General features: G+C 33.8%; 1 protein-coding gene. It reads right to left on the reverse strand.

Going from position 1 to position 806, the window contains the following annotated elements; translation table 11 throughout:
• Nucleotides 1-160: 160 nt before the first annotated feature.
• Entirely contained in the window at nt 161-784 is a 624-nt protein-coding gene (locus tag AC1DTM_RS29660; RefSeq protein WP_477001611.1) for an acetylglutamate kinase, read from the reverse strand.
• Nucleotides 785-806 lie beyond the last annotated feature (22 nt).

The following is an 806-nucleotide window of genomic DNA, read 5'->3' on the forward strand; positions in this document are numbered from 1 at the left end:
GAATAAATACGAGACCAATTGCGTTAATCAAACTATTTCCTCCTATAAAAAACGGATATTAATAAAATATATCGATATACGTTAAATGTAAAGAGGAGTAGTGAAATATCATTGATAGAAAACTAAATAAGCCGATTTGTTTTTTCAAATCGGCTTATTTTTATTGAAATACTTGCGGAAATTGTTTTACGATTGCGTCTGTTATCATGTCGGCCATTYCTAATGCTTCTTTTTCAATTTTATCGTATAGTTTTACACTGGCATCATAATCTTTATTTAGGAAGGCAAGTGCTTCCGCTTTCGTTAACGCTAAATGCTCATAAAACATTTTTCTAAATTCTTCTTTTTCTATATATGGGTTGATACTGGTTAGAAACTCAACAATTTCATCACCATTAGCGTACCACTTCTTTTCTATAGCGGCTGCTGCGTTTTGATCGCCAGCTTTTGCGGCTTTAACAAGATCAGCAGCAATTACTAAGTGGTCTTTAATTAATGCACTATATTTTTTTACTGCATTTTCTCCGTAGAATGGTTCAAGTGATAGCCCCATGTGTGTTGCATTTTGTAGAAGACGTCCAACAGTAACGTTTACGTCTGGCAAGTTAAAGATGATGCCTATAATGGCTAATCGCGTCCAAGTGACGTGTTGTTCCCATAAAGAACGCATATATCCTTTTAAAAAGTTTTCGTTTTTACTAACTCGGTAATTTCGTACAAATGAATTGAAGTTTCCATTAGTGATATGATAAGGGGAGTAATACGATTGCCAATAAGTATACATAAATAGTTACACTCCTTTGAAC

This window comes from Bacillus sp. P4_D3 (assembly GCF_056401855.1).